The sequence below is a fragment of the Enterobacter sp. Bisph1 genome (assembly GCF_000814905.1).
Taxonomy (GTDB): Bacteria; Pseudomonadota; Gammaproteobacteria; order Enterobacterales; family Enterobacteriaceae; genus Kosakonia.
In genome coordinates this window covers 167,644-192,792 of sequence record NZ_JXAG01000047.1, presented here as the reverse complement: position 1 = coordinate 192,792, position 25,149 = coordinate 167,644, and the positions used below count along the sequence as shown (strand labels likewise).

Sequence of the window (25,149 nt, the reverse complement as noted above, 5' to 3'; positions counted from 1 at the left end):
CAGATGTTTCACCCCGGGCGCGAAGCCGTTACTCTTTCTGGAAATGGGTGACGCGCACGCGTGCCTGCTGCTGTTTTTTATCCAGCGAGCCGCTAATCCCGACCAGTTCATCCGGCGAGACGGATTTGCCTTCGAACATCGCCATCGGGATATAGACCTGAATCTGGTCGGTTTTGTCGCGAAACATATACAGATCGCCACTCTCTTTCTCTACCAGGTTGCCACGCAGGGAGACGGACGCGCCATCATGTAGCCCTTTCGCCTGTTTAATGGTCATGGTGCGCGCATCTTCCATGCCGCGATAGCCATCATCCATTTTATGCGGCGGCGGTGGGGCTTTGTCTGCTTTCAGACCCGGGGCATCCTCTGCAAATGCCGTGACGGAGAACAGGGCCGCCAGGCCAGCGGCAAATAGTATCTTCTTCATTACTTCTCCTGAATGATTGCCGGAACACGTCTTTAAGCCTGGCAGAGCAGAGCAAAGTATGCTGACGAATTAGCGTTTTTCGTCATATTCTTGGTGCAGTAAGCCAAACAGCCAGTCGTTATGCCAGCGTCCACCCAGCCAATAAGCCTCACGCAGTTCGCCTTCAAGGATAAACCCTGTTTTTTCCAGTAAGTTTCTCGACGCGAGATTGCCCGCCGTCACGGTGGCGGTCAGTTTGCGGATCCCGCCATCACCGAAGGCATAGTCACACAGCGCGCTGAGGGACTCCTGTCCGTAACCTTTGCCCTGCGCCGCCGCAGCGAAGAGGAAGCCCACCTCGGCGCAATCATCCTCGCGGTGAATATAACCGGTCACGCCCAGCGGTTCGTTTGTCGCCCTGTCGCATACCAGCAGGCAAAGCCAGTGCGCGCTGCCGGGCGTCCAGGGCGGCAGGCGCGAATCGAAGGCCTCGCGAATCTGCTGTTCGCTGCGGGCGTCGGCTACATAGCGCATCACGTCGGGATGCTGCTGCAGGGAGAGAAAAAACGGCCACGCCGCTTCCGTTATTGGCGAGCAGGTTAGTCGCGGGGTTGTAAGCATTAACAAAGTGAATCTCTCCTGCGTTTTTTTGTGGCTTGAAAGGGCTATCACTGATAATAATCTTTAACTGCGCTATCTTTTAGTGACTCATAAATAAAGAAAAAATACGGCTCTCCCCTTAGCCAGTTAATTGTTTCTTCAGTTGTACTTTAAGGAAAATAATGACACTTTCTGCCCCCTTGAACACGGGTGAACAGTTTGAAAAAAGCATTGCTATTATTCGCCAGGCGTCCGTCGAAATCTTATTGCTGCTGAATGTGCATTTTGATGAAGGTAACGACCCGCGCTGGTTTTTGGAACAACTGGATGTTGCGCGCCTTAGCCTGGGTGGCTGGGGAGCGGTGGCTAAACGACTCAAACTCAACGATGCGGAATTAACCCAGTTCACCCTACAGCTTCGTCACCTGCAGCAGCTCGTTCCTCATTATGAGAGCGGGCAGAACGTGACGGAAAACCAGCTTATTGCCGCGCTACGCTTTATCAGCGCGCTGGAGAACCTGCGCCAGAAGCAAAAATTGCTGACCTACAATACCGTTCTGCCGTCGAATGATGCGCAGCAGCGCCATGGGCTGCAGCAGTTACGCGCCATGGAGTCGATGATTAAAGCGCTGGTAATGCAGGCCTGGCCGGATACGGAACGGCTGCGTAATCATCTGAAGACGCAGTTTGGTGCCGATCGTGTGCGGCGCTGGCTGCGGCTGGGCGATCGCAATGACGTATTAAGCGGGATGCGCTTTAGCGAGCTGGCATTGCTGCTGGTAGATAAAAAAGAGTTCAGTCAGCACTATGCGCGTCTGTTTAATGAGACGTCGGGGCTGACAATGTTTGTCGATACGCGTAAGACGCTGCAAACCTTCCTCGATGATATACGCCAGATACGCCTGAATGTGGTCGCTGGCAAGCCGCTGACCTCCAATGAACTGGCGCTGCTCGACAGCTACTATCCGCAAATCAGCGGGCCGGTACAGCGTGCTTATGAAGAGGGACGCAGCAGCACAAACCCCGATGAACTGCTGACGCAGGCCGGGGGGGAGTTAGACGCTTACTGGGATCAGGTGCGTAAAAAAGACCGGGCTGGCGGCGGGGATGCGCTGCCGATTGGTGAAAGCATTGATAAACCCACCACTCACCACGTACGCAGCCGTGAGGAGCGTGACCAGATGCTCTCTGGCGCGCTCTGGAGCGCGGTCGGCGTGATGGTGCTGCTGATGGTGATTGGCGCGTTCTGGATGTTTACCAGCGGCGGCGCAGCGTCGGTCTCGCGGCAAGCGGGGGTTAACGTGCCGATTGCCGAAGATCGTGAAAAACCGTCGCCCAAGGAAGAGTTGAGCAGCATGGGGCTGGCGCGTGATGAGAACAATTTCCGCTCGGCTATCGATCGTAACGATACCCGCGTGGTGTCGCTGTTTTTACGCACCGGCATGAGTTGGAAGCTGTCGTGGACGGAAAAAGCGTTGGTAGAAGAGCATAACGATGTGCTGGATCTGCTGCTGCGTTACCGCCTGCAGATGGATGAAAACCGTCCGTGCCGCCGGTTTATTTCCACGCTGACCCATGAAATGGTCTCTAACAACAAGCAGCTTACTTCTATTACCAGAGATTACCTGCGCGCGTTTTGCGCCCGGCAGCCGGTGGTTGAGCGTCAGCGTTATGATATGGAACAGGCGCAACGGCGTTTTGATGCCCAGCCTACGGATGAAAACCGTAAGTGGTCGGATATTCAGACCGCTATTTATGACGTTATCGATTAAGCGTCAGGTAGCCGGTGGGATAAGCCACCGGCTTTGCGCTTAGGGTTCGCCGTAGAGGCCGATTAAGCGACGGACAACGCCGTTGGTCCAGCCGAAGCCATCCTGCAACGGATATTCGCCCCCACCCCCTTCACGCGGCGTACTGCTGGCAATATGGTACTTCTCAATCAGCTTATGGTGCTGCTGATAATAGTGATTGACCGTTTGCAGCCAGCTGTGGGCGATTTCATTGCCCAGCGAATCGTTGCCGTACATTTTAAAGCCCTGAATCGCCATCCACTGCAGCGGTGCCCAGCCGTTAGGTTTATCCCACTGTTCGCTGGTTTCATATTCCGTTGCCAGAATACCGCCGGGCGTCAGCAGACGCGTTTTCACCGCTTCCGCCAGCCGTTCTGCCTGTTCGTGGGTCGCCATACCAACATACAGCGGCACGATACTGGCCGCGGAGAACAGCGCCATCTGTTCGCGACGCCAGTCGTAATCGCGGAAACAGCCATTTTCCTCATCCCACAAATAGCGGTTTACTGCCGCGCGGCGCTCGCCCGATTTTTGGCGGAACTGCGCTTCCCGTTCCCGGTCGCCCTTCAGCCCGGAAATATTGGCGATGGCGCACTCCAGTTTAAACAGAAACGCGTTCAAATCGATGGGGATAAACTGCGTGGTACGAATACTCGCCAGCCGCTGCGCATCGCGCAGCCAGCGCGATGAGTAGTCCCAGCCGGACGCCGCACCGGCGCGCAGATCACGATAAACTTCGCTGGCAGGGCGCGAGGAGTGACGGGCGGTTTCCACGTCTTCAAGCCAGGATTCATCGCGCGGCGTATCGCGATCGTCCCAGTAGCGGTTGAGCAGCGAGCCGTCCGGCATACGCACCACGTGACGATACGCCTGGTTCAGGGAGAGGGATTCCGCGCCATCCATCCAGAAGGCGTATTCCATCAGCAAGTGATCGAGGTAGCGCCGCGCGCCACGCACGCCATCCTCTTCAAACAGCTCGACCATCAGTGCGAACACCGGCGGCTGCGAGCGGCTTAAATAATAAGTACGGTTGCCGTTCGGGATATGGCCGTAACGCTCAATCATCCAGGCGAAGTTATCCGCCATACAGCGCAGCAGATCGTCGCGTCCGCTCTCCGCCAGCCCCAACATGGTGAAGTAGGAGTCCCAATAGTAAGTCTCGCGAAAGCGTCCACCGGGCACAATATAGGCCTGCGGCAGCGCCAGCAGAGACGACCACGGGATATGATCCTGCGGCTCACGGGTGAGAATCGGCCACAGCTGGTCGATGTGCTCTTTAAGAGTGCTGTCCGGGTTAGAGACATACTCTTTGGAGTAGTCTTTCGGCATCCAGAAATGCGCCTTGATAAACTGGCGCAGGTCGAATTCCGGCTTGCGTTTTATCTTCCGATAGCGAATCAGAATATCGAGGGGATCCATTTTCGGCGCACAGTCAGGGAACGTTTTACTGTCAGCAAAAATACGCGATGACTGCACGTGTTCAAACAGTTCGAGATAACGATCGGCAGGGGTCAGCGCATCGGACGCAGGCAGCCCCTCGATCATCTCCGGCTCCGGTTCCGCCTCGATCATTTCATCCAGTTTTAACTCGCACGGATCGGTTTCGTAGAGCATCTCTTCCTCTCTAAGGAACTCAGCGCTTTGTAGTTTCTGGTTGAACATAGGGACTTTGGCCTCCGGATGTCGTCGAAAAAAATGACGGGTATTGCCCGGCTATCTATTAAGCATAGTCATTCGCTTCAATCCGTGAAAGATAAAGTGTGCGGTCGATCACGTTTTGACGCTGGGTAAGATCAAAGCGAAAACCGACAACCTATTGATTAATAGTGTATAAGTTCTTTAATTGCGATAGTAACGCAGCGGCAACTTTAGGAGCATTCGGTTTGCAACGATTTGTGAATAATCCCCGGCTGCACCTCATCAACGTGGAAAAATAACCTCCTTTTCCCGTATCGACTGAGATGAACCATTTTCGTGCGTCTCTATTACGTTAGAGCAATGTCTCGGTATCCGCCATACGCTACTGCGGCCATATTTTGTACGCACTGTTTCACGGGGTAACGTTGATAAAAATACCGCACATTTCGGCGTGCTGGAAAAGGTGATGCAGTGGGATTAAGCAGGCCTCAACTACAGCGTTTAAGGCCACCGCGCAGGGTGCGGTCTTATCTAAATGCGACGCGCGATATATTTGCGTTGTGAAAAAACCGGCGACGCGAGCCGCCGGTAATTATTTAGCGGGGAATTTGCTGGGTAATGCAGTGGATATTTCCGCCGCCCAGCAGAATTTCACGCGCCGGAACGCCGGTGATAATGAAATCCGGGTACATCTCTTTAAACAGCGCCTCGGCTAGGCCATCGGTCGCGGCATCCAGCAGCGGATAGATAATCTGCTGATTGCTGACCAGATAGTTTACATAGGAGCCGGCCAGGCGATTGCCTTCCTGACGCTCAATCGCCGTGCCTTTTTCAACATCACTGGTCTCTTCGGCGCTGGCGAACAGCGGCGGCGGCGAGGGCATTTTCCACACTTTCAGCGGGCGGCCCTGCGCGTCTTTACTGTTTTCCAGCACCGCTAATGCCGCAACGGAGCGCGCATATTGCGGATCGTTTTGATCGTCCGTCCAGTGCAGCGCGACTTCGCCGGGGCGGACGAAACAGCACATGTTATCGATGTGACCGTCGGTTTCGTCATTAAACACTCCTTCCGCCAACCAGATAATCTGCGACACGCCCAGGTAATCACGCAGCTGCTGCTCAATCTGCGCTTTGTTTAAATGCGGATTGCGGTTCGGGTTCAGCAAACATTCGGCGGTGGTCAGCAATGTGCCTTCGCCATCGACATGAATGGAACCGCCTTCCAGCACCAGATCGGTGTGATAGCAGGGCAGATGGTGATATTTCGCCACCTGTTCGGCAACGAGCTGATCGCGATCCCAGCTGGCGTAAAGCCCGCCGTTCAGCCCGCCCCAGGCGTTAAATGTCCAGCTGATGCCACGCTGTTCACCGGCCTGATTGACAACCACCGTCGGGCCGGTGTCGCGCATCCAGGCATCGTCGCTTTCCATCTCCACCAGCGTCACCTGCGCAGGCATGGCGGCGCGCGCTTTTGCCATTTCGGCGGCAGGCACGCCCATAATCACCGGCGTATTACGGGAAATAGCCCCGGCAACAGCGGCAAACGCCTGCTGTGCCGGTGCGGCGTCGGCGCGCCAGTTATCCGTGCGGTAGGGCCAAATCATCCACACCGCCTGATGCGGTGCCCACTCTGCCGGCATAGCGAAGCCGTCTTTTACCGGCGTGGTCAGCTGTACCATTCCTTAGCTCCTTACGCTGCCGTCGGAGGTGGCAAGCGCGCCGTACATATTCGGGCGACGATCGCGGAACAGACCCCAGGAAGCACGCTGGGCAGCAATGGCGTCCAGATCGAAGGTGTGCACCAGCACCGCTTCGTCGGTTTTGTTCGCCTGCTCAACCAGCGCACCGGTCTGATCGGCAATAAACGACGAACCGTAGAAGGTCATCTCCAGGCCATCAATATATTTGCTGGCTTCGGTGCCGATACGGTTAGAGGCAATCACCGGGATCAGGTTGGCTGCTGCATGGCCCTGCTGTACGCGGGTCCAGTGCGGCTGGCTGTCGATATCCGGGTACGCCGGTTCTGACCCGATCGCGGTCGGATAGAACAGAATTTCTGCCCCCTGCAGCGCCAGCACGCGGGCGGTTTCCGGGAACCACTGATCCCAGCAGATGCCGACACCGATTTTCGCATAGCGGGTGTTCCATACCTTGAAGCCGGTGTCGCCAGGGATAAAGAACTGTTTTTCCTGGTAAGCCGGGCCGTTCGGAATATGGGTTTTACGGTAGGTGTCAAGCACGCTGCCGTCGGCATCAATCATCACCAGCGAGTTGTAGTAAGCGTTGTTGGCCTTTTCAAACAGGCTCAGGGGCAGCACCACTTCCAATTCTTTGGCCAGCGCCGAGAAGTGTTTAATCAGCGGGCTATTTGCCACTTCCTGCGCCAGCGCATAGTGTTCCGGGCTCTGATCGATGCAGAAGTAAGGCGCGGCGAACAGCTCCTGAATCAGGATCACCTGCGCGCCTTTGCTATGGGCTTCACGCACCAGACGTTCAGCGTTCTGAATGTTTTTCTCCAGATCCCAGCTACAGGCCATTTGCGTTGCGGCGACTGTGACATTTCTCATAAACAAACTCTCCCGTGGTTCGCGGTTCAGGCAGTGCAAATTAACAGCACTCATTTTGCTGCAAACTATAGCAACGAAAAGCGTTATGCATAAAATGTATTGTTATCATGAAAACATGAACAGGATGCATAGTGGTGATTGACCTTAATCTGTTACGGCTGGTGCCGATTCTGGCGAAAGAGAAAAGCGTGACCCGTGCGGCGCAGCGCGCCAATCTGTCGCAATCCGCCTTTAGCCATGCGCTCAATCGCCTGCGCGAGCAGCTGAAAGATGAGATGTTTATCCGCACGCGCAACGGCATGGAGCCAACGCCCTATGCGGCAATGATGATTCCGGTAATAGAGAGTGCGCTGAGTAAGCTGGATACCGCCACGCGCGGGCCGAGCCATTTCGATCCGCTGCGCGATGCGCATACCTTCTATATCGGCGCGGTAGACTATTTCGAATTTATGTTTATGCCGGTGCTCACCGCCCGCTTTAAAACCGTTGCGCCGAATGTCCGCCTGTCGGTGGATATTCTCTCGGAAACCATCAAGGTCGAGCGGGTGGAGCAGGGGCAGCTGGATGCCTTTATCGGCGTCGATAACGTGCAGCATATTCCCCACTACTTTAATAAGCACAAACTGGTTTCTGATCGCTTTGTCGCTATCGCTTCCGTTGAGCGCACGGATTTGCCGGAACAGTTAACGATGCGGCACCTGGTGAGCGAGGCGCAAATCCATTTACCGGCGGTGAGTTCGGGCGCGGATCATATCGACGGCTGGCTGCTGGAGCAGCATCTCTATCGCCCGCTGGCAACGGTGGTGCAAAGCTACGCCGTCGGCGGGCGCGTGGCGGTGGCGACAGGGTATTTGATGTGCGTACCGTTTCGTATTGCCCAGGAGCTGGCGCAGATGCTGCCGTTGCGCATAATGCAGTTGCCGGAAGGCGCGCCGGAATATAATTTGCTGTTGCTCACCCATCGGTTATTTGACTATCAACCTGCGGTGCGGTGGCTGATTGATGAACTGAAGGCGGCGAAGATTTAATAGGATAAGGTATCTCCATTTCTCGGCCTGTTCGTTGTGTTGTACTTTTGAAGCCGATTTTTACGCTGGTCTGAAATTATAATTTTTGCTAATGCTTTTAAGCAGTTATTTCTGGTAGGGGGTGTATGTAATAGGAATATTCTTAATGCCTGTGTGAAGCAAAATTTATATAAATAGTGTTTTTAAGAGTTTCTCGGGAAACTGCGCTGGTAAATAGCAGTTATTAATTCATTTTTACGTATTAATTTAGGCAGATATTATGGCGGATAATGAAGGTGAAACGAGGCTATTAACTTCAGGTGAATTACGTCTTGCAAAGTCAGTGTTTGGTAATTCAATAAATTATCATACTGTTTGGATTCATCATGACAGTTATTTACCTTTTGGCCTGCAAAACAAAGAATATGCTATGTCACCTAACGGAGAAATTTATTTCCGAGATTGGTATCGAAAGGATTTTTCACAAGAAAAAATAGACCTGCAGCATTTGTTTATTCATGAGATGACCCACGTTTGGCAACGTGCTCGTGGTATGCATGTAAGACTTAGGGGACTCTTTAGCTGGAATGCTGATTATGGTTATAGATTAGATGGACGTAAGCTGTCGCAATATCCACTTGAACAGCAGGCCCAGATCGTCGCTGATAGCTTTGTTCTCAAAAATTATGGCTTAAGCAAATGGATCGAGCTAAAGACTTCCAAGACCATAACTATTAAAAATATTGTTCAGGGTGAAGATGGGTTAACGGCGCTGTATAATAATGCGTTACGTTATTTCCCCAATGGATTATAAAAAATGAAAAAACACATGAAATATTTTCCTCTGTTAGTGCTGCCGCTGCTGAGTGCGTGCACTATGGGCGATCGATTGGATCAGCGTTATAAACCCGCCGAAACCGCCGCGGTCGTACTAAAAGGGGATCAGGTTTGTTTCGCCATCCCATCACCTGACGACTATCAGCCGGTATTTATCTCAGTGGCACCGCGTCATACACCACATCGCGCGCGCTGGTATCAACAACAGCCGCGTTTATCCGTCGTTAACGGCGAAATGTGCATTCCGCCGCAGGTGTATAAATTCCCGGATAAAGGCCAGTTTGTAACGAGTTTCACTCTGGCGTCGAAAGAGAAAGCCCAAACAACCGAATTCAATACCCGCCGTTTCGACGCGGCATTTGAGATTGATAATGGCCGCGCAACCGCCATCAAAGTGGATAATAACGAGTTTTGAAAGCACTGCTGATTCGCCATCCCCAAACCGAGTGGAACCGCGCCGGGCGTCTGCAGGGGCGGCTCGACAGCCCGATCACGCCACGCGGGCTGGCGGAGTGCGATGCGTTGATTACTGCGATTGCGGCGTCAGGGCTAAAGCCGGAACGGGTTTTCTCATCGCCGCTCGGCAGAGCGCAGCAGACGGCTTTGCTGATTGCTGAACGTTTTCACTGTGCGCTACAGCTGGAAGCGGCGCTGCAGGAGCAGGATTTCGGCGAATTTGAGGGGCGGGTGCTGCATGAGATTCGCCGCGAATATCCGCTTTTTGCAGAAGATGAACACTTCCAACCCCCGCTGGGCGAATCATTAGCGCAGGCCGTCGCGCGGGTACAGGCTTTTTTGCAGCGTTTACCCACGCAATGCACGCACGAGGCTGTCGCGCTGGTTTCCCACGGGCAGATTATTCAGGGGATAATCGCGCAGCTTATGGATAACTCACTGGCGAATATGGCGCGTTACCGTCATCCCAACGCCAGCTATGCGCTGCTCGACATTGACGGGGATGCTTGTCGGGTGGCGCGCTGGGGGATTGCCAGCCATCTGCTGCGTTTGCCAGACGTTTAAACGCGTGCAAAAAAAGAAGCTCCGGACGGAGCTTCTGTGATCAATTGCGTGAACGGCGTTGATTAACGCATGGTCACAAACTCTTCCGCAGCCGTTGGGTGGATCGCCACGGTGTTGTCGAAGTCTTTTTTGGTCGCGCCCATTTTCAGTGCCACCGCGAAGCCCTGCAGCATCTCGTCCATCCCCGATCCGATACCGTGAATACCGACAATCTTCTCGTCCGGGCCGACACAAACCAGCTTCATTCGGCACGGCTGGCGGTGCGTAGTAACGGCGGTATACATCGCGGTAAAGGACGATTTATAGATTTTCACCTGATCGTCGCCGTACTGTTCCCGCGCCTGCGGTTCCGTCAGACCCACGGTGCCGATCGGCGGATGGCTGAACACCACCGTTGGGATATTGCTGTAGTCCAGATGCTCGTCCGGCTTGTTATTAAACAGGCGCTCGGAGAGACGACGACCGGCAGCAACCGCAACCGGGGTTAGCTCCACCGCGCCGGTGTTGTCGCCCACCGCGTAGATGCCCGGTACGCTGGTATTCTGGAACTTATCGACTTCGATATACCCTTTGTCGTCGGTTTTCACACCGGTGACCGCAAGGTTGAAATTATCCGTTGAAGGTTCGCGGCCAATCGCCCAAATCAGGCAGTCGACGGTTTGCGAGCGGCCATCTTCCAGCGTCAGCGTCAGGCTGCCGTCGGCATGCTTAACCACCTCTTTTGGCACCGCGTGGGTGTGCAGCGTCGGGCCTTCTGCCGCCATTACTTCTACCAGCGTGTCGGTGATTAACGGATCGAAACTGCGCAGCGGCGCGTGTTTACGCACAAATAGATGGGTTTCGGCGCCAAGACCGTTAATCACGCCCGCCAGTTCGACGGCGATATAGCCTGCGCCGACCACCGCGACGCGTTTTGGCAACGCGGGCAGTTCGAAGAAGCCATCGGAATCAATACCGTACTCAACGCCCGGAATATGCGGATGGCTGGGGCGACCGCCGGTGGCAATCAGGATATGATCGGCGGTAATCGTCTCACCGTTCACTTCGACGGTTTTAGCATCGATAAAGCGGGCAAAGCCGCGAATCACATCGACATTGTTTTTACCCAGCACGTTGTCGTACGAAGTATGAATGCGGTCAATATAAGCGCTGCGGCTGGCAACAAGCTTGCCCCAGTCGAAGTGGTTCACCGTGGTGTCGAAGCCGTAATCCGGGCCATAAAGATGAATCGCCTCGGCGATCTGCGCCGCGTGCCACATCACTTTTTTCGGTACGCAACCTACGTTCACACAGGTGCCGCCCAGCTCTTTTGCTTCGATCAGGGCGCATTTTTGACCGTACATAGCGGCACGGTTAATCGAGGCGATCCCGCCGCTGCCGCCGCCAATAGCGAGATAGTCGTAATGTTTGCTCATGGTTGTTTCCTTATCCTGAACGAAGTCGAAATATTCGCGATTGTAGCGCGCAGCCCAAAAGGTTCCACCAATGGCTGCGATTACTCCGCAACCAGTTGATGAACCAGCGTGTGGCCGGTACCGGCCGGAACCAGTTTGTTATGCAGCCACGGCAGCAGGGCGTTCATTTGCGCTTCCAGCTTCCACGGCGGGTTGATCACAATCATGCCGGACGCCGTCATCCCGCGCTGATCGCTGTCCGGACGCACGCCGAGCTCGATTTGCAGAATGTTGCGAATACCGGTCTCTTCCAGCTCGCGCAGCATACGTTTGATTTGCTGGCGCAGCACCACCGGATACCACAGGGCATAGACGCCGGTGGCAAAGCGTTTATGGCCTTCGCTGATGCCGCTCACCACCGCCTGGTAATCGGTTTTAATTTCATACGGCGGGTCGATAAGGATCAGACCGCGACGGGAAACGGGCGGCAGTTTGGCTTTGAGCTGCTGATAGCCGTCGCTGCGCTCCACGCGGGTACGGTTATCTTTTTGGAACTCCTGGCGCAACAGCGGATAGTCGCTCGGATGCAGCTCCGTTAACTGCAGGCTGTCCTGTTCGCGCAGCAGTTCGCGCGCAATCAGCGGCGAACCCGGATAGTAACGCAGCTGCCCGCTACGGTTGAAATGGCGTACCACGTTCATATAGGGCTCCAGCTCTGCGGGCAAATCGTCCTGCTGCCAGATACGGGCAATACCTTCCAGATATTCGCCGGTGCGCTCCGCATGTTCACCAGACAGCTGATAGCGCCCGGCGCCCGCGTGGGTGTCGAGATAGAGAAACGGTTTCTCTTTCTCTTTCAGCGCTTCGATGATCAGGCTCTGAACGGTATGTTTGAGGACGTCGGCATGGTTGCCTGCGTGGAAGCTGTGGCGATAGCTGAGCATGGATACTGTGATTCCGGAATATAAACGAGTTTGCGCACAGTTTACCGTAGATTGCCGCAGATTACCGTAGCCCGCGCCGGCTTGTTTCAGCGTGCTGAGAAAGGTTGCAAAACATAACGGTGTCATAAAAGTGTCAAACGATGGCGCTAGCGTCGTTGTCAGGCAAGGTAATCGTTTGAATACAAGGATGAAACATGAAAATACGTCTTACGTTTTTAACCGCTGCGCTGCTGCTGGCTCATCAGGCAACGGCGAAAGATATTTCTCTGACGCAGGCGCGCGACATCGCTAACACCACCACGCCCGCATCCACAAGCCAGACCTTTGTCGCGCTGGAAGGGCAATCGCTGGCACAGTTACGCAAGGCGATTCAGGGTAACGCCGCGTCCCTTAGCCGCCAGCAGCTTGAGCATTCCGCCCAGCAGCAACAAGCCGACAGCGCATGGTTAAAAGCCCGGGGATATGATTTCCAGGTAAAAGCCAATCAGCAGGCGGGAATTGAGCTGCTTTCCGCCTTTAGCACGCTGCCGAAAACCACCCTTGATGCCAGTCTGCAAACCGTTGAAGAGATCAACCTCAACGCGACAAAAGCCCTGCGCCAGCAGGCGCTGGCCGACGCCGAAGGCATTAATCACCTCTATTTTCTTGCCGATGCGCTGGGGCCAAAGCTGGGCAACGCGTTTTTGACCGCTTATGACAAAGGCGAGTTGGGCAAAGCGGCGGCGCTGATCAAAGCCACGGAAATCAGTACCGGCGCGGCGAAAAAGCATTTTAATTACAAACGCCCGTTCCTGATCGCCGGTAATACCGTTCATCTGGTGCCGGATGATGTAGTGGTAAAAGATAACCAGCCCTACAGCGCCGATGGCGGCGCGTTCCCGAGCGGCCATACCAATACCGGCTATACCGATGCGCTATTAATGGCGGAAATGGTGCCGGAGCGCTTTGAGGCGCTGGTCACGCGCGGCGCACGCTACGGCTATTCCCGCGTGGTACTCGGTGTGCACTATCCGCTGGATGTGATGGGCTCGCGCATGGTAGCCCAGCGTAACGTCGCCCATTTCCTCAACGATGCGGCCTACCGCGCGATGTTCAACGAAGCCCGCGACCAGCTGCGTACCGCACTGGAAAAAGAGTGCGGCACGACGCTTGCGCAGTGCGCGCAAAGCGCCGGGAAGGACGACCCTTATCGCGATCCGGCGATGCGGGATTTCTACCGGTTTACCCTGAGCTACGATTTGCCGCAGCAAAAAGGCGCGGCGAAGGCGGTTAACGTGCCGCAGGGTGCGGAAGTGCTGCTGGAAACGGCGCTGCCGAACCTCTCCGCCAGCCAGCGTCGCGCGCTAATGAGCAAAACAGCGTTACCGGCGGGCTATCCGCTTTCCGGCACCACCGATGAGCAGAATTTCTGGCAACGTCTGAACCTGCCTGCGGCATTCGAAATGGCGCACAAAGCGCGCTAAGCTATCATTACATTACGCCCGCAGGCGCAATGCTGCGGGCGTTTTCTGCGCCGCTGATTATTGCAGCGATAGCCCGGCTAAGCGTCACGTCCGGGATTGAAATCTCCTGGACTTAACCCCATGCTAGAACACATTGCCAGGCGCTCACGCGCTTGATTCACCTCATTCCAAGGACTGCCCCTATGACCAACCCTTTATTGACGCCTTTTGAGCTGCCACCGTTTTCTCAAATCCTGCCTGAGCATGTTGTTCCCGCTGTGACTAAAGCGCTGGAAGATTGCCGGAGCGCGGTGGAAAACGTGGTCGCACAGGGCGGCCCGTATACCTGGGCGAATCTTTGCCAGCCGCTGGCGGAAGTGGACGATCGTCTCGGCCGCCTCTTTTCGCCGGTGAGCCATCTGAACTCGGTAAAAAACAGCACGGAGCTGCGTGAAGCCTACGAACAAACGCTGCCGCTGCTGTCTGAATACAGCACCTGGGTCGGACAGAATGAAGGGTTATATAACGCTTATCGCGATCTGCGCGACGGCGAACATTACGCCTCCCTGAGCGTCGCCGAGAAGAAGGCCGTGGATAACGCCCTGCGCGATTTTAAACTGTCGGGCATCGGTCTGCCGAAAGAGAAACAGCAGCGTTATGGCGAAATTGCCGCGCGCCTTTCTGAACTGGGCAATATCTACAGCAATAACGTGCTTGATGCCACGATGGGCTGGACCAAGCTGGTGACCGACGAGGCGGAGCTGGCCGGTATGCCGGAAAGCGCGCTGGCGGCGGCGAAAGCGCAGGCTGAAGCCAAAGATATGCAGGGCTGGCTGCTGACGCTGGATATCCCAAGCTACCTGCCGGTGATGACCTATTGCGACAACCAGGCGCTGCGCGAAGAGATGTACCGTGCTTACAGCACCCGCGCTTCTGATCAGGGCCCGAACGCCGGGAAATGGGATAACAGCCCGGTAATGGCAGAAATCCTCGCCCTGCGTCATGAACTGGCGCAGCTGCTGGGCTTTGAAAGCTATGCCGATAAATCCCTCGCCACCAAAATGGCGGAAAATCCGTCGCAGGTGCTGGAGTTCTTAACGGATCTCGCTAAACGTGCGCGTCCGCAGGGTGAAAAAGAGCTGGCGCAGCTGCGCGCCTTCGCGAAAGCGGAATGTGGCGTCGATGAGCTGCAGCCGTGGGATATTGGCTACTACAGCGAAAAACAGAAACAGCATCTTTACAGCATCAGCGATGAGCAGCTTCGCCCCTATTTCCCGGAAGATCGCGCGGTAAACGGCCTGTTCGAAGTGGTTAAACGCATTTATGGCATTACCGCCAAAGAGCGTAAAGATATCGATGTCTGGCACCCGGATGTGCGTTTCTTCGAACTGTATGACGAAAACAACGAACTGCGCGGCAGCTTCTACCTCGATCTCTATGCCCGTGAGAACAAGCGCGGCGGCGCGTGGATGGATGATTGCGTGGGCCAAATGCGCCTCGCCGATGGTTCGCTACAAAAACCGGTGGCCTATCTCACCTGTAACTTTAACCGGCCGGTCAGCGGCAAACCGGCGCTGTTTACTCACGACGAAGTGATCACCCTGTTCCATGAATTTGGTCACGGCTTGCATCATATGCTGACCCGCATCGAAACCGCCGGTGTGGCGGGTATCAGCGGTGTGCCATGGGATGCGGTCGAGCTGCCGAGCCAGTTTATGGAGAACTGGTGCTGGGAGCCGGAAGCGCTGGCATTTATCTCCGGTCATTATGAAACCGGCGAGCCGCTGCCGCAGGAACTGTTAGATAAAATGCTGGCGGCAAAAAACTACCAGGCGGCGATGTTTATCCTGCGCCAGCTGGAGTTCGGCCTGTTCGACTTCCGTCTGCATGCGGAGTTTAGCCCGCAACAAGGGGCGAAAATCCTCGAAACTCTGGCAGAAATCAAACGCCAGGTCGCGTTGATACCGGGTCCGTCGTGGGGACGTTTCCCTCATGCTTTCAGCCATATCTTCGCCGGGGGATATGCGGCGGGTTACTATAGCTATCTGTGGGCCGATGTGCTGGCGGCGGATGCTTTCTCCCGCTTCGAAGAAGAGGGGATTTTCAACCGCGAAACCGGGCAGTCGTTCCTCGATAACATTCTTACCCGCGGCGGTTCGGAAGAGCCGATGGATCTGTTTAAACGCTTCCGCGGCCGCGAGCCACAAATTGATGCGATGCTTGAGCATTACGGGATTGAAGGCTAATTCCATTGAAGATCTGTTTATTGGATGAAACGGGCGCCGGAGACGGCGCCTTATCCGTTATTGCGGCCCGCTTTGGGCTGCAGGCGGATGAGGACAATCTGATGGCGCTGGTGCTCACGCCAACCCATCTGGAGCTACGTAAGCGCGATGAACCAAAGCTTGGCGGCATCTTTGTCGATTTTGTTGGCGGCGGCATGGCGCACCGGCGGAAATTCGGCGGCGGGCGCGGTGAAGCAGTGGCAAAAGCCGTCGGTATTAAAGGCAGTTATCTGCCAGACGTGGTCGATGCAACAGCAGGCCTCGGACGCGATGCCTTTGTGCTGGCATCGGTGGGCTGCCGGGTACGTATGCTGGAGCGTAATCCCGTTGTCGCCGCGTTACTGGAAGATGGCCTTCATCGTGGCTATGCCGATGCCGAAATTGGCCCCTGGCTGCGCGAGCGGTTGCAGTTAATTCATGCTTCCAGCCTGACGGCGCTTACGGATATTACGCCGCGTCCGCAGGTGGTTTATCTCGATCCGATGTTCCCGCATAAGCAGAAAAGCGCGCTGGTGAAAAAGGAGATGCGGGTGTTTCAGTCGCTGGTCGGCCCGGATCTCGATGCCGATGGTTTGCTGGAGCCTGCGCGACGGCTCGCCATTAAACGCGTGGTGGTTAAACGCCCGGATTATGCGCCGCCGCTGGCGGGCATCGCCACGCAATCGGCGGTGGTCACCAAAAGCCACCGTTTTGATATTTACCCCGGCTCCGGGGAATAAAAACGCCCGGTCGCGTTGCGCGCACCGGGCGGTATTCAGTCAGGCGTTATCATGCCTGCGAGAGATCAATCGTCCTCTTCATCCCGCAGCGGGACAATCAGCATATCGACATGAACGGTGTTGATAAGCTGGCGCGCGGATGACATCAGCTTGCTCCAGAAATCCTGATGGTGGCCGCAGACCACCAGATCCATATCGTATTTTTTAATCGCATCCACCAGCACCTGGCCTAAATCACCGCTGCCGCTCAGGGTTTCCGTGATTGGGTAGCCCGCGTTGGTGGAGAGCTCCGTCAGGGCCTGATGGGTTTCGTCGGAGATGCGTTTTTGCATATCGCCCAGGTTGACGTCGATAAGACCGGTATAAAGATCGGAATAATTTACATCGACATGAATCAGGGAAATCTTCGCGTTGTAGGGACGCGCCATGGATACTGCTTTCTCAACCAGTAATTTGCTTTCGGGAGAGAGATCGACGGCGATAAGAATATGTTTGTAAGCCATAGTGTTACTCCTTCCATAAGTTGTCGATGACCATCGGGGCTGAAACCCCTGATGCTGTTGCACTGCGCCCGCATCCTGCGTTTCACGTGAGCGTAGCGCCCGGCCTTAAGGATCTCATTGTGAAGATGTTTCTACCTTATAACGCCCTTTTCGTAGCGTCAATTAACCTTGATCAAGATTCACTTAACCAATATTTACAGGCATATGCATTGATGATATTTCTACCGGTGGTAAAAAAATAAACAGATCTCCTACACTATTAATAAACCGTACGGAAAAGAGACGGTGTACCTCAGTTGTCCGGGGCAGGGAAGCGAAGTCGATTGCGGAACACCGCCTGGCTAATCTGTCCGTTTGGGGGTTGATAATACTCTTCGTTGTTTGGCCGTTGGGTATCCAGGAGCGAGAGTCCAGGAGCGAAGCTCTGTGGGCGCTCGCCGGGGAGGGGATATGGTGATCAGCACTGTTGCGCTGTTTTGGGCTTTGTGTGTGGTGTGTGTGGTTAACATGGCACGTTATTTCTCGTCGCTGCGCGCGCTGTTAGTGGTGCTTCGCGGATGCGACCCGTTACTCTATCAATACGTGGACGGTGGTGGTTTTTTCACTTCCCACGGCCAGCCGAGCAAGCAGATGCGCCTGGTGTGGTATATCTACGCCCAGCGCTATCGCGATCATCATGATGACGAATTTATCCGCCGCTGCGAACGCGTGCGCGGTCAGTTTATCTTAACCAGCTCCCTCTGTGGTCTGGTGGTGGTAAGCCTGATTGCGTTGATGATTTGGTCTTAAAGAACGGCAATAAAAAACGGGCCAGCAAGCTGGCCCGTTTTCGTGACGCGCGTAAGGCGTTAAATCAGCTTCAGCGCTATCCAGTAAAGCACGCCGGACAAAATAACCGATGCCGGGAGGGTGAAAACCCACGCCATCAGAATATTGGTCACGGTTTTACGCTGCAGACCGCCGCCGTCAACAATCATTGTCCCGGCAACGGACGATGACAGCACATGGGTGGTTGAGACCGGCATCCCGGTGTAGCTCGCCAGACCAATAGAGATAGCCGCCGTCATCTGCGCCGACATACCCTGCGCATAGGTCATGCCTTTCTTACCAATCTTCTCACCGATGGTGGTCGCCACGCGACGCCAGCCAATCATCGTACCGAGGCCCAGCGCCAACGCAACCGCCATGATAATCCACACCGGCGCGTACTCAATGGTGCTCAGCATATCGCCTTTCAGCTTTTTCAGCAGACGCTGATCGTCGGGGCTGACTTCCGGCAGCTTAGCCACCTGGTCGGTAATATCAGACAGGCAGAGCATAATACGGCGCAGCTGACCGCGCTGTTCTACCGGCAGCTTGTCGTAGCTCTCAATGTTGGTCAGCATCGATTTAGCGCGATCCAGCGCCATAATGGCACGGCCAGGATGGCAGTGGAATTCACCCGGCTGGGCGGCAACTTCTTCCGGCGTTGGGATCAGCGGATCGACACCGGTCGCTTTTTGCAGCAGCGCCGGATGTTGCTGGAAATACGTTTCCACGTTGTTGACGGCATCACGGGTACGGGTGATGTCATAGCCGGAGGCATTCATATTGACTACGAAGCCCGCAGGCGCAACGCCAATCAGCACCAGCATAATTAAGCCGATACCTTTCTGACCGTCGTTAGCTCCGTGGGAGAAGCTCACGCCAATCGCCGAGAGGATCAGCGCAATACGCGTCCAGAACGGCGGCTTCTTCTTACCGTCAATCTTCTCGCGTTCTGCCGGGGTCATATGGATGCGCGCGCGTTTTTTGGTGTTGCTCCAGTAACGGCGCAGAACAAATACCAGGCCGCCGGCGAAGACCAGGCCGACTATCGGCGAGATGATCAGCGAGCCGAAAATATTCAGCACTTTCGGGATATTTAACGCATCCACCACCGAGGTGCCGGTCATCAACGCATTGGTTAAACCAATACCGATAATCGCGCCAATCAGCGTGTGGGAACTGGATGCTGGCAGGCCCAGATACCAGGTGCCAAGGTTCCAGATAATGGCGGCCAGCAGCATGGAAAAGACCATTGCCAGCCCATGCGCGGAGCTCACATTCAACAGCAGATCGGTCGGTAGCATATGCACAATCGCATACGCGACGCTCAACCCACCCAGCAACACGCCGAAGAAGTTAAACACCGCTGCCATCACCACCGCCAGCTGAGAGCGCATAGCACGTGTATAAATGACGGTTGCTACGGCATTTGCCGTGTCATGAAAGCCATTGATGGCTTCATAAAACAGAACAAAAACCAGAGCAAGCACAAGTAATAGCCCGGTATGCAGATCCAGGCCGGCAAACAAATGTTCCATAGGTCGTTAAGCCATTTTGAGGACATGAACGCGGCGCATTATCAGGGACATTGGCAGTGCGGGCAAAGTGAAATATGTATTTTTTTTGACGTAATTTCTCAAAATTGACTGTATTTTTAAAATTAATTTATATTTTTCAATGTCCTGTTACTTTTCACCGTGATTCGCGCTGGTGTGACCAGCTTGAACTCTTTACAATCCGCCACGGTCAGTCATTGAGGGTGCAGTTGTGGAAAAGTTTGATGCCATTGTTATCGGCGCAGGGGCCGCTGGCATGTTCTGTGCCGCGTTAGCCGGGCAGGCGGGTCGCCGTGTATTGTTACTGGATAATGGCAAAAAACCCGGGCGCAAGATTTTGATGTCCGGCGGCGGACGCTGCAACTTTACTAACCTTTATGTCGAGCCGGCGGCTTATTTGAGCCAAAACCCCCATTTTTGCAAATCTGCCCTGGCGCGCTACACCCAGTGGGACTTTATTGAGCTGGTGGGCAAGCATGGCATTGCCTGGCATGAAAAGACGCTGGGGCAACTCTTTTGTGATGATTCGGCGCAGCAGATTGTCGACATGCTGGTGGCAGAGTGTGAAAAGGGTAACGTAATCCAACGCTTGCGCAGCGAAGTACTGAGCGTGGCGCGCGGTGACGACGGTTTTACCCTACAACTTAATGGCGAAAGTGTGCAGGCAACGAATCTGGTGATTGCATCCGGCGGCTTATCCATGCCGGGCCTGGGCGCTTCGCCGTTTGGCTATAAAATCGCCGAGCAGTTTGGTTTAAAGGTTTTGCCCACGCGCGCCGGGTTAGTGCCCTTTACCCTGCACAAGCCGCTGCTGGAGCAGATGCAGACCCTTTCCGGCGTCTCGGTACCGTCGGTAGTGACCGCTGCGGATGGGACGCTGTTTCGTGAGAATTTGCTCTTTACCCACCGGGGTTTGTCCGGGCCGGCCATTTTACAAATTTCCAGCTACTGGCAGCCGGGTGAATATGTCACTATCAATTTGCTGCCGGATATCAATCTTGATTCTTTTCTCAATCAGCAGCGCGATGCACACCCGAATCAGAGCCTGAAAAATACCCTGGCGCTGCAGCTACCGAAACGGCTGGTGGAGTGCCTGCAACAGCTCGGTCAGATCCCGGATGTGACGCTGAAACAGCTGAACCAGCGCGAACAGGAAAATCTTGTCGAACTGCTGACCCACTGGCGCGTGCAGCCGAACGGTACGGAAGGCTATCGTACGGCGGAAGTGACCCTCGGCGGCGTTGATACCCATGAGCTCTCATCGCGCACGATGGAAGCCCGCAATGTACCGGGGCTGTACTTTATTGGTGAGGTGATGGATGTCACCGGCTGGCTCGGTGGGTACAACTTCCAGTGGGCATGGTCGAGCGCCTGGGCCTGTGCACAAGCATTAGCGCAAACCGCCTCCGCCTGACCCTTTCTTACCCAGTAGTACGCAAAGCCCGGCGCGGGCTTTTAGTGATAAATTTATCCTGCGCCGGTTGGTACATCGCTACGCCTGAACCCCTCTGGACGCGAGTGCGGTCATTAGCGATGGCTTGCTGAGACTGTATTGGTCCACCGTTTCGAACATTTCGGCAAACAGCCGATCGTCTTTTTTGGCCCAGAAGACGTCTAAATCGTCACCTTCCCATATCTCATGGGTATGGCAGACAAACTCAAGCAAACCGCTATCATGCGGTGTGAAGTCGATACGCTTAGGGTCATTTTCGCCAATAAGCCGTTGGTAAAAGAGCACCATTTTGCAGTCGCAGCCGCGTGTGTTGTACATCGCCAGCAACGCATTTAAGTGGTCGCGTAACTGGGGAAGGTTCGAGCGATCGGTAATGCGGTGATGATAGAGGAAGACAAAATTCTTCGTGCCCCGGTAGCTTAGCTGGCGAGAAATACGCCGTTGCATGGCGCAGCGATCCTCTTTAATGCGCAGTGGGTCATGATGCGTAAATTCAAAACCCAACATATGTCGGGTGGCGTAATGACCGGTGCATTTATCGTAGTAGGTCGAGCGCACCACCGTATGTTCACCGTCCGGGAAATGTCGCAAATTCTCTTTTGCCAGCAAATGGTGATAATTGTCGTTTTCCATTTGCAGGATATATTCGATATTCGAGCGCCCGGCGGAGAAAACGGAACTGAAAGATTTTCGATTATGACGTCGGAGAATATCGTCAGCGAGACAGTTTTCACCCAATGAAATCCAAAATACTTGCGACAAGTAATTATTTCGATATTTCCATTTCTTGCGTAGATTAATCAATTTTCTTTTCAGCGATTTAAGATGATCTTTCGCCAGTTGCTTAATTTCTCTACCTTGCATCAGCGGTACCTCATATTAATGACAGCCATTCCAAATGAAGTAATCAGCAGGCGTGTTACTTCGATCTTTTCTCCAGTGCGCCGTAAAGGTTATGTCCCGCGGCGCTAAAAGGTTTTTGTTATTTTTTTTGAGCGCAGGCTCACTAGCCTGCTGTTTCGCTGTGCAAAATGTGATGCGTCGCAGTCTGTCGCTGGCGTATACGCTATGCGCGTCGTTTATTCTCACCTGAATGAGGCGATAAATTAACGGCGTCTTTGCCGTATTTTAGTGGGCAATAATAGCCTAACTTGATGTCGTGGTGATGTTTAAATAATAACCTCCATGTTGATGCATAATATATCCAATATATCCCTTTCAGTGACCCATGAATAAATCCGTCTGCAACACCAAAAGGCGGTGTTAAACAACGCGGGTGCAGGTTATCTACTTTACACTTTGCCGCGCTATTGACCTTCATCAGGAAAATCCCAAAAGCCGCTGACAATGTTGATGCAGGTCGCGTAATAAAAAATAAATGCGGCATGGCGGGTTAGGCCGAAAGATTTTTGGCCTCGATATTTTATTTCCGCTGCCGATAACCGCTTCACGCGATCTCACTGGCGCAATTTATTACGCGCCCCGATACAGGAATGATAATGAAAATCGGCAATACCCTTTTATGCGCATTACTGGCGGCCACTCTGAGTTCTCATGCCGCTGATGCGCCTGCCCCGGCGGGCAAGAAAGTCCTGAGCAGCGCCGTGAATCCGCTGGTGCTGGTGCGCATTAACGATCGCATTTCTGCCTTGAACCAGCTGGTATTTGAAGACGGGCAACACATTAATCGCTGGGACGGTTTCGATTGCTCCACCAACCAGGCGGTAAGGCTTTACTGGGACATGCTTGATGAAAACGAAGCGGTGGTGCGCCGTTTTTACAATGGCAGCTATGACCGTTACGCCGCGCCGCAGCCGGAAAATTCGCTGGCCGAGGTGGCGGCAAATCTCTGTCGTGCTCCGCATCTAAAGAATCCGAGCTGGGTCTATATCGAGAAAAAATCCAAATACGACACTCCCATTCTTGTCGATACCGCTTCTGTGCTGCGGGTAAAAGATCTGCTGATTGCGAAAATTGGCTTCGAATACGGCGAAATCCAGTTCGATCCGCCCTATGACGCGCCCTACGATATGAAGATTGAAGTGCATGGTTATAACTGCGAAACCCAGCATGATAATGTGATCGCCGGTCTGGATATCACACCGGAGGGCTACGTTTCCGATAGCCTGACCGGCAAAGCGGCACAGCGCCGCAATGAAGATTTTTCTAACACCCCGGCAACCAGCGCCGCGCTGAAACAGCTTTGCGCCATGAGCACGCCGTCCGCGTTTAAAGGTGAAGGGGCTTATGTGGCGACGACGAAGAAGAAAAATGTCTCTTCAACGTCTGGGCCGATGCTGCCGGATATGAGCAATAACGGGCCGCAGTGGCTGGCGCAGTTCCCGCTCCCGGCAGAGATTGAAAAACAGGCGCTACAGACGATTAACCAGTGGGCCACGCCGCGCTTTAAGAAACTGAGCTGGAATATGCACTGGAGCGACAACGACACCGTACCGATGAGGCTGGATGTGCAGCCCAACGGCTTACTGTTACTGCTGGAAAATTACACTATGTTCAGCGCGCAGCGCCTGACAATGGGCAACCTTGGGCAGCTTAAAGGCGGTATCAGCATTAGCTACACGCCTACGGTCATTAGCGAACTGCATACTGATCTGCGCTTCCCGTTGCACCAGGGGCAGAAATTCACCTTTGATACCGTGGCGCCTAAAACGGACAAAAAAGATGAGCAGACGGTGATTAAACGCCGTTGCGAAGTGACCGGCAGCGATGAAGCGCGTCAGATCAATAGCGCGTTTAGTGGACGTTACTGGAAGGTCGCTTGCGAGATTGAAAGCGATGGTGTTGAACATCAGACGCTGGCGTGGCTTTCCGATCTGAATGTCTTTATGCCGCTGACGCAGTGGCAAAAAGGTAAAGAGGTGGCGGCCAAAATCACCGATGTTGAGATTGTGCGTTAAGTTATCGCCACCCTGAACGCACGGTTCAGGGTGGTATGTCATGCGTTGGGCTTGTCGCCAACGCATGACGCCATTAATAGCGGCGAAACGACGACAGTTTATGTAACTGGCGGCCGCGGCCGTCGAAATTGCTTTCGTTCAGCCAGCCGGTCAACATTGACGAGATGCCCGGCCATTCGCGCACGGTTATTGAGAACACCGTAATATCGCTGAGCCGCCCTTTACGGATTTTTTTCTCGCGCAAAATGCCCTCTTTGACAAAGCCGATACGCTCCGCCGAATGAATCGCTTCCGCGTTATAGCTGGCGGTTCGCCATTCGCAGCGGCGGTATTTCAACTGATCGAAAAAATAAGACAAAACAAGATACAGACTTTCGGTGCTCATACGGGTTCTTTTCATTAACGGCGTCCAGTTGACGTCGCCAATATCAAAAGAGCCGTTTTCCTGATCGAATTTGCCGGTGTAAAAAATGCCTTTAACTTGTTTATCGGTTTTATCTTGTACCACAAAATAGATTCTATCGGGGCGAGCGGTAAGATTGCGTAGGTAGGCGTAACAGGAGGTTAAGTCTCTTGGCCGGGGATCTTCAAGGTAGGTCCAGTCGCGGTCATCATCAATGCTTTGCCATTCGGGGAAAAGATCTTCAGCATGATCCAGCGCCAGCGGAACAACGTCGCAATAAGTGCCCTTAAGCACAATTTTTTCCGGCAGCGGACGTTTTGTCCAGCCTTCAATCTCCTGGCCGATACGCTGTCCATACTGGTTATAAAATTCCATATCCCCTCCTGATTAAGACGAATGTATTGCTGCTTAACTTTTATTAAATGGGTATTAATTATTAATAGGGTTAAGAGGTAAATTTTATCGGCATAAAACAATAACTCTTTATATAATTACGCAAATAATATAACGGCGACGTTTTTAAAAACTAATCCTGCTTTCATCATGCGCGTCGGCGTTTTCGTCTGAACGGCGATAATAATGGTGAACGGTTAAACAGATAATTTAACTTAGCGCCGGTAAATAAAGCGGTGACTTAAGGACAATGGCGCATTAGCGGAAGAAAGTGTGGTCCTTACAGCCATTTTTAGGGATTAATCAAGTTGGGCTGGTTTAAAAACCCCCCTTTTTTTTAGTAGGTTAAAAGTGGATTAGGATAATTCCTGGCATTTCTTGTCGCAAAAAACCAGACAATATTGATCTTTTTGTTTACAGCAATCATGCGGTAGCTTTTTACAGCAATCGTGCGGTAGCGTTTTCGC

General features: G+C 53.9%; 22 protein-coding genes. 11 read left to right on the top strand and 11 right to left on the bottom strand.

Annotated elements, in window-relative coordinates; translation table 11 throughout:
• Positions 1-28 precede the first annotated feature (28 nt).
• Both RW65_RS16310 and RW65_RS16305 read right to left on the bottom strand, forming a co-directional pair.
• Positions 29-427: a YdeI family stress tolerance OB fold protein gene (locus tag RW65_RS16310; RefSeq protein ID WP_039057841.1), complete on the bottom strand. Its 399-nt coding sequence runs from the start codon at positions 425-427 to the stop codon at positions 29-31.
• Positions 428-496: 69 nt separating this feature from the next.
• Entirely contained in the window at positions 497-1,033 is a 537-nt protein-coding gene (locus RW65_RS16305) for a GNAT family N-acetyltransferase (protein ID WP_039057840.1), read from the bottom strand.
• A 155-nt stretch (positions 1,034-1,188) separates the two neighbouring features.
• Between RW65_RS16305 and RW65_RS16300 the strand changes: the two genes are divergently transcribed.
• Positions 1,189-2,778, top strand: a complete 1,590-nt coding sequence (locus tag RW65_RS16300; RefSeq protein ID WP_039057839.1) for an STY4199 family HEPN domain-containing protein — start codon at positions 1,189-1,191, stop codon at positions 2,776-2,778.
• Positions 2,779-2,817: 39 nt separating this feature from the next.
• Here RW65_RS16300 and RW65_RS16295 read toward each other — a convergent pair whose 3' ends face one another.
• The 3 genes from RW65_RS16295 to aguB form a co-directional block, all read right to left on the bottom strand.
• Positions 2,818-4,458: an alpha,alpha-trehalase gene (locus RW65_RS16295; protein ID WP_039057838.1), complete on the bottom strand. Its 1,641-nt coding sequence runs from the start codon at positions 4,456-4,458 to the stop codon at positions 2,818-2,820.
• 572 nt (positions 4,459-5,030) lie between these two features.
• Positions 5,031-6,113: an agmatine deiminase gene (aguA, locus tag RW65_RS16290; protein WP_039057837.1), complete on the bottom strand. Its 1,083-nt coding sequence runs from the start codon at positions 6,111-6,113 to the stop codon at positions 5,031-5,033.
• Positions 6,114-6,116: 3 nt separating this feature from the next.
• A complete protein-coding gene (gene aguB / locus RW65_RS16285; RefSeq protein WP_039057836.1) occupies positions 6,117-7,001 on the bottom strand; it encodes an N-carbamoylputrescine amidase in 885 nt (294 codons plus the stop codon).
• Between the two features lie 131 nt (positions 7,002-7,132).
• Between aguB and RW65_RS16280 the strand changes: the two genes are divergently transcribed.
• The 4 genes from RW65_RS16280 to RW65_RS16265 all read left to right on the top strand — a co-directional run bounded on the left by RW65_RS16280 (position 7,133) and on the right by RW65_RS16265 (position 9,865).
• Positions 7,133-8,029, top strand: coding sequence for a LysR family transcriptional regulator (locus RW65_RS16280; protein ID WP_039057835.1), 897 nt, complete (start codon positions 7,133-7,135; stop codon positions 8,027-8,029).
• Between the two features lie 259 nt (positions 8,030-8,288).
• Positions 8,289-8,822, top strand: coding sequence for a type VI secretion protein (locus RW65_RS16275; protein WP_072037780.1), 534 nt, complete (start codon positions 8,289-8,291; stop codon positions 8,820-8,822).
• A gap of 15 nt (positions 8,823-8,837) precedes the next feature.
• The gene (locus RW65_RS16270) at positions 8,838-9,260 is read left to right on the top strand and encodes a putative T6SS immunity periplasmic lipoprotein (RefSeq protein ID WP_156124016.1); all 423 of its coding nucleotides are present in this window, start codon (positions 8,838-8,840) and stop codon (positions 9,258-9,260) included.
• Complete coding sequence (locus RW65_RS16265) at positions 9,257-9,865, top strand: histidine phosphatase family protein (RefSeq protein WP_039057832.1); 609 nt, start codon at positions 9,257-9,259, stop codon at positions 9,863-9,865. The genes RW65_RS16270 and RW65_RS16265 overlap by 4 nt, the downstream gene beginning before the upstream one ends.
• Before the next feature lie 62 nt (positions 9,866-9,927).
• Here RW65_RS16265 and gorA read toward each other — a convergent pair whose 3' ends face one another.
• Positions 9,928-11,280 (bottom strand): glutathione-disulfide reductase, encoded by a 1,353-nt coding sequence (gene gorA, locus RW65_RS16260; RefSeq protein ID WP_039057831.1) that lies wholly within the window; start codon positions 11,278-11,280, stop codon positions 9,928-9,930.
• An 80-nt stretch (positions 11,281-11,360) separates the two neighbouring features.
• Positions 11,361-12,203, bottom strand: a complete 843-nt coding sequence (locus RW65_RS16255) for a 23S rRNA (adenine(2030)-N(6))-methyltransferase RlmJ (protein WP_039057830.1) — start codon at positions 12,201-12,203, stop codon at positions 11,361-11,363.
• 194 nt (positions 12,204-12,397) lie between these two features.
• Here RW65_RS16255 and RW65_RS16250 point away from each other — a divergent pair, with 194 nt between their 5' ends.
• From RW65_RS16250 to rsmJ, 3 genes are all read left to right on the top strand, one after another.
• The gene (locus RW65_RS16250) at positions 12,398-13,666 is read left to right on the top strand and encodes an acid phosphatase (protein ID WP_039057829.1); all 1,269 of its coding nucleotides are present in this window, start codon (positions 12,398-12,400) and stop codon (positions 13,664-13,666) included.
• A gap of 182 nt (positions 13,667-13,848) precedes the next feature.
• Entirely contained in the window at positions 13,849-15,891 is a 2,043-nt protein-coding gene (gene prlC, locus RW65_RS16245; RefSeq protein WP_039057827.1) for an oligopeptidase A, read from the top strand.
• Positions 15,892-15,896: 5 nt separating this feature from the next.
• Positions 15,897-16,649 (top strand): 16S rRNA (guanine(1516)-N(2))-methyltransferase RsmJ, encoded by a 753-nt coding sequence (gene rsmJ, locus RW65_RS16240; RefSeq protein ID WP_039057826.1) that lies wholly within the window; start codon positions 15,897-15,899, stop codon positions 16,647-16,649.
• Positions 16,650-16,714: 65 nt separating this feature from the next.
• Here rsmJ and uspA read toward each other — a convergent pair whose 3' ends face one another.
• On the bottom strand, positions 16,715-17,152 hold the full coding sequence (uspA, locus tag RW65_RS16235; protein ID WP_039057825.1) for a universal stress protein UspA: 438 nt from the start codon (positions 17,150-17,152) through the stop codon (positions 16,715-16,717).
• 453 nt (positions 17,153-17,605) lie between these two features.
• Here uspA and uspB point away from each other — a divergent pair, with 453 nt between their 5' ends.
• Positions 17,606-17,941 carry a universal stress protein UspB gene (uspB, locus tag RW65_RS16225; protein ID WP_039057876.1) on the top strand — a complete coding sequence of 112 codons (336 nt, stop codon included), beginning with the start codon at positions 17,606-17,608 and terminating at the stop codon, positions 17,939-17,941.
• Positions 17,942-18,000: 59 nt separating this feature from the next.
• Here the strand turns inward: uspB and pitA are convergent, their stop codons facing one another.
• Positions 18,001-19,497 carry an inorganic phosphate transporter PitA gene (pitA, locus tag RW65_RS16220; protein ID WP_039057823.1) on the bottom strand — a complete coding sequence of 499 codons (1,497 nt, stop codon included), beginning with the start codon at positions 19,495-19,497 and terminating at the stop codon, positions 18,001-18,003.
• 229 nt (positions 19,498-19,726) lie between these two features.
• Here pitA and RW65_RS16215 point away from each other — a divergent pair, with 229 nt between their 5' ends.
• Positions 19,727-20,929, top strand: a complete 1,203-nt coding sequence (locus RW65_RS16215; RefSeq protein WP_039057822.1) for a BaiN/RdsA family NAD(P)/FAD-dependent oxidoreductase — start codon at positions 19,727-19,729, stop codon at positions 20,927-20,929.
• A gap of 78 nt (positions 20,930-21,007) precedes the next feature.
• Here the strand turns inward: RW65_RS16215 and RW65_RS16210 are convergent, their stop codons facing one another.
• Positions 21,008-21,832 carry a DUF1796 family putative cysteine peptidase gene (locus RW65_RS16210; RefSeq protein ID WP_039057821.1) on the bottom strand — a complete coding sequence of 275 codons (825 nt, stop codon included), beginning with the start codon at positions 21,830-21,832 and terminating at the stop codon, positions 21,008-21,010.
• Between the two features lie 635 nt (positions 21,833-22,467).
• On the opposite strand from RW65_RS16210, the gene RW65_RS16205 reads away from it, so the two are divergent.
• Entirely contained in the window at positions 22,468-23,886 is a 1,419-nt protein-coding gene (locus RW65_RS16205; protein WP_039057819.1) for a hypothetical protein, read from the top strand.
• Between the two features lie 73 nt (positions 23,887-23,959).
• On the opposite strand, the gene RW65_RS16200 is transcribed toward RW65_RS16205, so the two are convergent.
• Positions 23,960-24,664, bottom strand: a complete 705-nt coding sequence (locus RW65_RS16200; protein WP_039057818.1) for a GNAT family N-acetyltransferase — start codon at positions 24,662-24,664, stop codon at positions 23,960-23,962.
• Positions 24,665-25,149 lie beyond the last annotated feature (485 nt).